The organism is Lysinibacillus sp. (genome assembly GCF_032093475.1).
GTDB classification, from domain to species: Bacteria; Bacillota; Bacilli; order Bacillales_A; family Planococcaceae; genus Lysinibacillus; species Lysinibacillus irui.
In genome coordinates this window covers 1-7,675 of the sequence record NZ_DAMDAY010000164.1, presented here as the reverse complement: position 1 = coordinate 7,675, position 7,675 = coordinate 1, and the positions used below count along the sequence as shown (strand labels likewise).

At 38.9% G+C, this 7,675-nt stretch carries 12 protein-coding genes and 1 other annotated feature; of the genes, 11 read left to right on the top strand and 1 reads right to left on the bottom strand.

Features of this window, described 5'->3' with window-relative positions; all coding sequences use genetic code 11:
• Window positions 1-156: 156 nt before the first annotated feature.
• The 11 genes from minD to RT445_RS22030 all read left to right on the top strand — a co-directional run bounded on the left by minD (window position 157) and on the right by RT445_RS22030 (window position 7,351).
• Window positions 157-954, top strand: a complete 798-nt coding sequence (minD, locus tag RT445_RS22080; protein ID WP_274793937.1) for a septum site-determining protein MinD — start codon at window positions 157-159, stop codon at window positions 952-954.
• A gap of 93 nt (window positions 955-1,047) precedes the next feature.
• Window positions 1,048-1,602 carry a peptidoglycan DD-metalloendopeptidase family protein gene (locus RT445_RS22075; protein WP_312506761.1) on the top strand — a complete coding sequence of 185 codons (555 nt, stop codon included), beginning with the start codon at window positions 1,048-1,050 and terminating at the stop codon, window positions 1,600-1,602.
• The gene (locus RT445_RS22070; protein WP_274793935.1) at window positions 1,592-2,203 is read left to right on the top strand and encodes a zinc metalloprotease; all 612 of its coding nucleotides are present in this window, start codon (window positions 1,592-1,594) and stop codon (window positions 2,201-2,203) included. Before RT445_RS22075 ends, RT445_RS22070 begins: the two co-directional genes overlap by 11 nt.
• A gap of 45 nt (window positions 2,204-2,248) precedes the next feature.
• Window positions 2,249-2,327: a sequence feature (ribosomal protein L21 leader region), on the top strand.
• 14 nt (window positions 2,328-2,341) lie between these two features.
• Window positions 2,342-2,650, top strand: coding sequence for a 50S ribosomal protein L21 (rplU, locus tag RT445_RS22065; RefSeq protein WP_274793934.1), 309 nt, complete (start codon window positions 2,342-2,344; stop codon window positions 2,648-2,650).
• 16 nt (window positions 2,651-2,666) lie between these two features.
• A complete protein-coding gene (locus RT445_RS22060) occupies window positions 2,667-3,023 on the top strand; it encodes a ribosomal-processing cysteine protease Prp (RefSeq protein WP_274793933.1) in 357 nt (118 codons plus the stop codon).
• Window positions 3,020-3,319: a 50S ribosomal protein L27 gene (gene rpmA, locus RT445_RS22055; RefSeq protein ID WP_024363181.1), complete on the top strand. Its 300-nt coding sequence runs from the start codon at window positions 3,020-3,022 to the stop codon at window positions 3,317-3,319. Before RT445_RS22060 ends, rpmA begins: the two co-directional genes overlap by 4 nt.
• 270 nt (window positions 3,320-3,589) lie before the next feature.
• Complete coding sequence (locus RT445_RS22050) at window positions 3,590-4,117, top strand: Spo0B domain-containing protein (RefSeq protein ID WP_274793932.1); 528 nt, start codon at window positions 3,590-3,592, stop codon at window positions 4,115-4,117.
• A gap of 5 nt (window positions 4,118-4,122) precedes the next feature.
• Complete coding sequence (gene obgE, locus RT445_RS22045; protein ID WP_274793931.1) at window positions 4,123-5,412, top strand: GTPase ObgE; 1,290 nt, start codon at window positions 4,123-4,125, stop codon at window positions 5,410-5,412.
• A 24-nt stretch (window positions 5,413-5,436) separates the two neighbouring features.
• A complete protein-coding gene (locus RT445_RS22040) occupies window positions 5,437-5,892 on the top strand; it encodes an ACT domain-containing protein (RefSeq protein WP_004226679.1) in 456 nt (151 codons plus the stop codon).
• Between the two features lie 166 nt (window positions 5,893-6,058).
• Entirely contained in the window at window positions 6,059-6,940 is an 882-nt protein-coding gene (pheA, locus tag RT445_RS22035; protein WP_274793930.1) for a prephenate dehydratase, read from the top strand.
• 18 nt (window positions 6,941-6,958) lie between these two features.
• Complete coding sequence (locus RT445_RS22030; protein WP_274793929.1) at window positions 6,959-7,351, top strand: thiol-disulfide oxidoreductase DCC family protein; 393 nt, start codon at window positions 6,959-6,961, stop codon at window positions 7,349-7,351.
• 90 nt (window positions 7,352-7,441) lie between these two features.
• Here RT445_RS22030 and RT445_RS22025 read toward each other — a convergent pair.
• Window positions 7,442-7,675, bottom strand: a 234-nt coding sequence (locus RT445_RS22025) for a 3H domain-containing protein (RefSeq protein ID WP_313471562.1), incomplete at its 5' end; no start/stop codon positions are given.

Genomic DNA, 7,675 nt, shown 5'->3' with positions numbered 1-7,675 from the left:
AAGCTCAGGCAATGTCAGATGAACATGTAAAAGCGATGAATCAAGCAGAAATGACTTGTGCTTTTATTGGCTACGATGGACGGATTACGTACGATCAAATTCATGCCTTAAAAAATATTCGACCATTGTTAAATGTGTCTAAGGGAGGAAGCTAGTGTGGGAGAAGCGATCGTCATAACTTCAGGTAAAGGCGGTGTCGGTAAAACAACGACAACGGCTAACCTTGGGACTGCATTGGCTCTACAAGGTAAAAAAGTATGTTTAGTCGATACAGATATTGGCCTGCGTAATTTAGATGTAATTTTAGGCCTAGAAAATCGTATTATTTATGACCTAGTTGATGTGGTGGAAGGACGCTGCAAAATTCACCAAGCATTAATTAAGGATAAGCGCGTAGATGAAAAACTATTTTTATTACCTGCTGCTCAAACAACAGATAAAAATGCTGTTACCCCAGAGCAAATGAAGAGCTTAGTAGAGGAATTGAAAAGAGATTATGATTATGTGTTAATTGACTGTCCTGCTGGTATCGAACAAGGCTATCGTAATGCCGTTGCTGGTGCAGATCATGCGATTGTTGTCACAACACCTGAGATTTCTGCTGTTCGTGATGCGGATCGAATTATCGGTTTACTTGAGCAAGAGGAAATTACAGCACCTAAACTAATCATTAACCGTATACGACAACATATGATGAAGAGCGGTGACACATTGGATGTCAATGAAATTACAACCCATCTATCTATTGATTTATTAGGTATTATTGTAGATAGTGAAGGCGTAATTTCTTCTTCAAATAAAGGGGAGCCAATCGTCATGGACCCATCCAATAAAGCATCATTAGGCTATCGAAATATCGCTCGTCGTATTTTAGGTGAATCGGTGCCTTTGATGGCTATTCAAGACGAGCAAAGAGGAATGTTTTCTAAACTTAAAGCGCTATTTTCAAAATAAATTAAAACCTTTTCGTGCAATTGTACGAGAAGGTTTTTTCTTGTGCATGTTTGGACATGCAATCTCATATAGTGTGGAAAAAAGGATGAGAGCTTGTTTAAAAAATGGAAATGGTTCGTCACGATATTACTTGTGGCAGCAATTATGCTTGTAATTCGTTTAGAGGATCAGGGTGTAGTGGATACACCTGTTCGGAAGCTTGTGACAACCTCTGCTGATTTAACGTATTTAAGTGAGCTCGGGCAAAGCTGGTTCGAAAAAGAAAAAGAGACGATCATGGTATCTAGTGATGTAGGGCAAGCAGATCTTTTAACATTTGCCAACGCCCAAGTTTTTAAAGAAGGCTATTTATTGCAGTATGATGTAGGTTTGCCAGTCTATGCTGGTCAGACAGGCTTAGTTGTTTTTACTGGACATACAAAGTATACAGGTAAGACCATGACCATTAGTTACGAAGATGGTACAACAGTATCTTATGGGATGCTAGATAGTTTAGCACAACTACCTTATACATCTATTCAAGCAAATGATTTAATTGGCATGAAAGAAGCGGGTCAACTTTATCTTTCCATTGAAAAGGGAGATACCCATTACGATTTAGAGCAAATTGTACAATGGCTCGAAATGACGGAGACCAATGAAGATTAAATTACATCTTCTGTGCATCCCTCTTGTGTTTGTCATGATTTTGAGTGGGCAATTAGCTTATTACGCCATTATATTATTTTCATTGTTATGGCACGAGGCAGGGCACTTAATTGCAGCATTATTGTGCGGTGTCAAGGTGAAATCATGCGTCATTACACCATATGGGGGAGAAATTCAATTTGAAAATCCAGCGGTTGTGCAAGCGTCGTCACTCCTATGGATTGCATTAGGAGGACCAATCGCTACCATTATTGGGATTGGCCTCGCTTTTTTTATGCCTGAACTACTTGCTACTAGACTTATAAGCGTGCAACTAGTGTTATTGGCTGTAAATATTGTTCCTATCATACCGTTAGATGGAGGGAGAATATTTTTAGCCTGGCTCTTTTTACATCACCCAAGAGCTCAGTTGGTGGAAAGTTATTATTGGCTATCCTTCATCGTTTCGACTATACTTTTATTCATCACGTTGCTTTTTTTGCCACAATCTATTTTTTTAGCAATTATCATTTTATTTATTTGGCTTCAAGCATGGAAAGAATGGCATTATCGAAAATATCGAATAGCCTTTGAAAAATATGTTATGAATAGATTGACTTAAAATAAATCATGTGGTAATATTTTAATGTTATTGTTTGTAGCACCCGTGCTACTACAACCGCTCTGGAAAGGTTTAAGTATCTGATAGGATCACCTTTATTAAACAGGCGAGTCTGAGTCTAAGAGGAGGTGCAGTAAAATGTACGCAATTATTGAAACTGGTGGTAAACAAATCAAAGTAGAAGCTGGTCAAGAAATCTATGTTGAAAAATTAGGCGTAGAAGCTGACGAGGTTGTAACTTTTGATAAAGTTTTATTCGTAGGTGGCGAAAACGTTAAAGTTGGCGCTCCATTCGTAGAAGGCGCTACTGTAACAGCTAAAGTTGTGAAAGAAGGCCGTGCGAAAAAAATCGTTGTTTTCAAAATGAAAGCTAAAAAGAACTACCGTCGTAAACAAGGTCACCGTCAACCTTACACAAAATTAGTTGTTGAAGCAATCAACGCTTAATTGTGAGGTGTAGCGAATGATACAAGTTACGATTCATCACGATGAAAATAGACATGTGTCAGCATTCGAATTTTCAGGACATGCTGGTTACGATGAATCTGGCAAAGATTTAGTATGTGCAGGAGCGTCGACTATTGCCATTGGTACAGTCAATGCTATTTATGCATTATTACAGATTCAACCAGAAATCGAACAAGCAGCTGAAGGTGGAGGCTATCTGAAGGTAGATTTACCATTAGATTTAGAGCCTGAAATAGATGCAAAACTACAGTTAATTGTTCAAGTAATGACTGCCCAAGTGTATTCTATGGTGCAAAATTACGGACAATACATCCAAATCAACTACAACCAAGTAGGAGGTGGAACTCGATGAAATTATTATTAGCATTAGACCTTCAACTTTTCGCATCGAAAAAAGGGGTTGGTTCTACTAAAAACGGACGTGACTCTGAGTCTAAACGACTTGGTGCTAAACGTGCTGATGGCCAATTCGTAACTGGTGGTTCAATTCTTTACCGTCAACGCGGTACAAAAATTTACCCAGGTACAAACGTAGGTCGTGGTGGTGACGATACACTATTTGCTAAAGTTGACGGCGTTGTGAAATTCGAACGTTTAGGTCGCGATCGCAAACAAGTATCTGTATACCCAGCAACACAAGAAGCTTAATCTTTTATAAGATAACATAAAGCGGAGGACTGCATTTATTGCAGTCCTTTTTTTGGCTAAATTTCAATGACTTTTAGTACATGTTTTTATGAAAGCATAGTAACAGGTACAGAAGTCTCCCTCTTCTATAGGTGATGAGAAGAATGTAGTTTATCACGTTAACTTCTCAATCGAAACATATTATGCTAAGGCATAATTGAATAAAGAATTAGGGAAAATTACAGCAAAACTTGTTATACTAGTAAGGATAACTTTATTGGAGTGAATGGGATGAACAATCAATCACTAACCATTAGTGAAGTATTACGTTTTGCAAATCATGATTATGTGAATCAACTGCAACTGATTCGCATGAATTTAGATTTAGGTAGAATTGATGAAACAAAGGAACTTATTCAGCATTATTCAGAACAACTAAGAGTGTTTTCTATCCTCAATCGACTACAATTACCACAAACAATAGAATGGCTACAAACAGCAGGATGGCGTTATCCATCATTAGCATGGAAGCTAAGCGGTGAGATAAAAAAGCCTGTGACCAATGATATTGATCAGGAAGTTGTAGATTATTTAAACAAAACAGTTTTGCATGTTTATGATACATTAGATCCGTTTACAGAGCAGATCCTAACGCTTGATGTACGTGTTGACGATCATACATTTGCCGTGACATTCACGCTAAATGGGTTATGGAGTGCTGATGCATTCACCGAAAAAGGTTTGAAACAATTCGACATTCAAACAATTGAGCAGTCAAATACGCGCTGGCAATATGTCTTGAGTGCAAATAGGGAGTGAACTAAATGTTTGTCGATCACGTAAAAATTTATGTTAAAGGTGGCGACGGCGGAGACGGTATGGTAGCCTTTCGTCGTGAAAAATATGTACCCAATGGTGGTCCAGCAGGTGGCGATGGTGGACATGGTGGTAATGTAGTATTTGAAGTAGACGAAGGTCTCCGTACATTAATGGACTTCCGTTACAAACGCCATTTTAAGGCTCCTCGTGGTGAACATGGGATGAGTAAAGGCATGCATGGTAAAAATGCTGATGATTTAATTATTAAAGTGCCACCAGGAACAGTGGTTATCAATGAGGAAACGAACGCTGTCATTGCCGATTTAGTCGAGCACCAACAAAGAGCTATTATTGCAAAAGCAGGACGCGGTGGCCGTGGGAATTCAAGATTTGCCACACCTGCTAACCCAGCGCCAGAACTTTCTGAAAAAGGTGAGCCAGGACAAGAATTAAATGTTATATTAGAGTTAAAAGTTTTAGCAGATGTAGGGTTAGTAGGTTTCCCAAGTGTTGGTAAATCAACGCTTTTATCTGTTGTTTCTGCAGCTAAACCAAAAATTGGTGCTTATCATTTTACAACCATTGTACCGAATTTAGGGATGATTGAAACAGATGATCACCGAAGCTTTGCGATGGCAGATTTACCGGGGCTAATCGAAGGAGCACACGAAGGGGTAGGATTAGGCCATCAATTTTTAAGACATATTGAGCGTACACGGGTTATTGTTCATGTCATTGATATGTCAGGAATGGAAGGCCGCGATCCGTATGAGGATTATTTAACAATCAATGAAGAACTGAAACAATATAATCTTCGTTTAACAGAGCGTCCACAAATTATTGTTGCCAATAAAATGGATATGCCAGATGCAGAAGAAAACTTAGCGGAATTCCGCCAAAAGGTCGGAGAGGAAGTACAAATCTTCCCGATTTCTGCTATTTCACGTCAAGGGTTAAAAGAGCTTCTATTTGCCATTGCGGATCTATTAGAAGTAACGCCTGAATTCCCTCTATATGATGACTTAGAGGAGCAATCAGAGGCAACAGTCATGTACAAGCATGAAGCAAAAGGCGAAGATTTCGAAATTACTCGTGATGATGATGGTACCTTTATTATTAGTGGTTATGCGATTGAACGTTTATTTAAAATGACAGACTTTAGCCGTGAAGATGGAATTCGTCGTTTTGCTCGACAATTGCGTGCAATGGGTGTGGACGAGGCTCTTCGAGAGCGTGGAGCACAAGATGGCGATACAGTACGCCTACAAGAGTTTGAATTTGAATTTGTCGATTAAGACATGAGTTTTAGGGGGAAGCGTATGAAGAATGTTGCGAATCAGCGATATTATTTAGTTCGTGAGGATGTTTTAACGGATGCAATGCAAAAAACTTTGGAGGCGAAACACCTACTATCAAGTGGTTCAGTATCCTCCATTTGGGATGCGGTAAAGCAGGTGGATTTATCGCGAAGTGCGTTTTACAAATATCGTGATGCGGTTTTTCCTTTTCATTCAATTGTGCAGGAACGCATTTTAACAGTCTTTTTACAGCTTCAAGATAGAAAAGGAACACTTGCCAAGCTTTTAGAAACGGTGACCATTACACATTGTAATGTATTGACAATTCATCAAACAATCCCTATTCAGGGTCGTGCTAATGTTACATTATCATTGGATGTAACGAGCATGACCTGTGACCTTGATGATCTCATCCAGCAATTAAAACGCTTAGATTTTGTTGAATCAGCAGAAGTGATTAGTTCTGGTGCATTATAAGTATTGTAGTGTTCAAAGCCTTTAATTTTTGATAAAAATGACAATTATCGTATTGAATAAGTCTATAGGTAAAAAATACGATAACAAAGCTCAAATAAGGAGCTGTCCCAACAGTGATTGCACAGGAGGGGCTGCTCCTTATTGTGCCATAAAGGAGGTATTTGCAATGACAAAGCAACAATGGGAAAATCGAATTGCCTATTTAGGACCAGAAGCATCATTTACATACTTAGCAACAAAGGCTACTTTTCCAAATGAGTGGCTTATACCATGCGCAACGATTCCAGAATGTATTGAGGCTGTCGCAGAGGGAAAGGTTGATTTAGCTGTCGTACCTTTAGAAAATGCCTTAGAAGGTTCTGTAACGTTAACATTAGATTACTTATTCCATGAGGCAACACTGTATGTGACTGGTGAATTACTCCTTAAAATCCAGCAACATTTAATGGTCAATAAAGCGCAGAAGGATCATTGGCAATCGATCGAGGGTGTCTATTCCCATCCTCATGCGCTTGCACAATGTCATAAATATTTATTTTATCGTTTCAGTCATGTACCATTACATCAAACTACTTCAACTGCAGCTGCAGCAAAATATGTATCTGAAAACCCAGAAGAATGTATAGCGGCAGTCGGTAATGCGGCGGCAGCGGAAAAGTATGGCCTTGAAATAGTGGAGTCGAATATCCATGATTTCCATTTTAACCATACACGCTTCTTTGTATTGTCTAAACAAAATAAACGCTTGCCACAAGAGCTATCAGAGGGGCAAGCAAAAACGACATTTATGATAACATTGCCGACTGATCGTTCAGGGGCGTTACATCAGGTGCTTTCTGTTTTTGCCTGGCGTCAACTGAATTTAAGTAAAATTGAATCACGTCCACTTAAAACAGGTTTAGGCGATTATTTCTTCATGATTGATGTATTAGCAGATGAAAAAGAACCGATGATGCGTGGGGCAATGGAAGAGCTTGCTGCCCTAGGCTGTAAGGTCAAGTCACTGGGTACCTACTTTACTTATTTAACTTCAGACGATGCAGAGTAACGATAAGGAGGAAATGTGATGGGTGGGATCATTTTATTTGATGGTGTCTGTAATTTTTGTGATAGCACGGTTCAATTTATTATTAAGCGTGATCAAGCTGGCTATTTTCAATTTGCCTCACTTCAAAGTGATTTTGGCCAAAACCTACTAGCGCAGTTCAATATTTCAAAGAATATAGATAGTGTGATTCTTATTGAACATGGGCAAGTTTTTTTTGAATCAACAGCTGCTCTAAAAATATGTAAGAAATTAGATAGGCTGTGGCCTTGCTTGTATCTTTTCATCCTCGTGCCACCATTTATACGCAATGCGCTATACCGCCTATTTGCCAAATATCGCTATCGTTTATTCGGTCAGAAAAGTGAATGTCTTTTGCCAACACCTTCTCAACGACAAAGATTCCTCTCCTAATATGATAGGGGTACCCGCGGAGAGAAGACTATACCTACAATAAAACACAAAGCACCGTTTGACATGATATCCCAGACGGTGCTTTTTTATTTATTGATCTTGCACTAAGTATCCCTTTTTTTCTAGAGCTTGTTCAATCAAAGTTAATACCTCAACAGAAGGTGCAGTAATAACATGCAAATGAATGCCGCCTGTGAGAGCTGATAAATAATTTGCCTGTGTTTCGTTAACACGTTCTATAAATTGTTTCACTTCATGACGGTTAGATACCATAATCGATGCTATGAGTTCTCCGTATATTGGGTGCTCGACAATGACATTTTT

Excerpts from the sequence above, each read along its gene's own strand:
- pheA (WP_274793930.1), top strand. The coding sequence starts at position 6,059 with ATGACAAAGCAACAATGGGAAAATCGAATTGCCTATTTAGGACCAGAA.
- RT445_RS22060 (WP_274793933.1), top strand. The coding sequence starts at position 2,667 with ATGATACAAGTTACGATTCATCACGATGAAAATAGACATGTGTCAGCA.
- obgE (WP_274793931.1), top strand. The coding sequence starts at position 4,123 with ATGTTTGTCGATCACGTAAAAATTTATGTTAAAGGTGGCGACGGCGGA.
- rpmA (WP_024363181.1), top strand. The coding sequence starts at position 3,020 with ATGAAATTATTATTAGCATTAGACCTTCAACTTTTCGCATCGAAAAAA.
- RT445_RS22070 (WP_274793935.1), top strand. The coding sequence starts at position 1,592 with ATGAAGATTAAATTACATCTTCTGTGCATCCCTCTTGTGTTTGTCATG.
- rplU (WP_274793934.1), top strand. The coding sequence starts at position 2,342 with ATGTACGCAATTATTGAAACTGGTGGTAAACAAATCAAAGTAGAAGCT.
- RT445_RS22050 (WP_274793932.1), top strand. The coding sequence starts at position 3,590 with ATGAACAATCAATCACTAACCATTAGTGAAGTATTACGTTTTGCAAAT.
- RT445_RS22030 (WP_274793929.1), top strand. The coding sequence starts at position 6,959 with ATGGGTGGGATCATTTTATTTGATGGTGTCTGTAATTTTTGTGATAGC.
- RT445_RS22040 (WP_004226679.1), top strand. The coding sequence starts at position 5,437 with ATGAAGAATGTTGCGAATCAGCGATATTATTTAGTTCGTGAGGATGTT.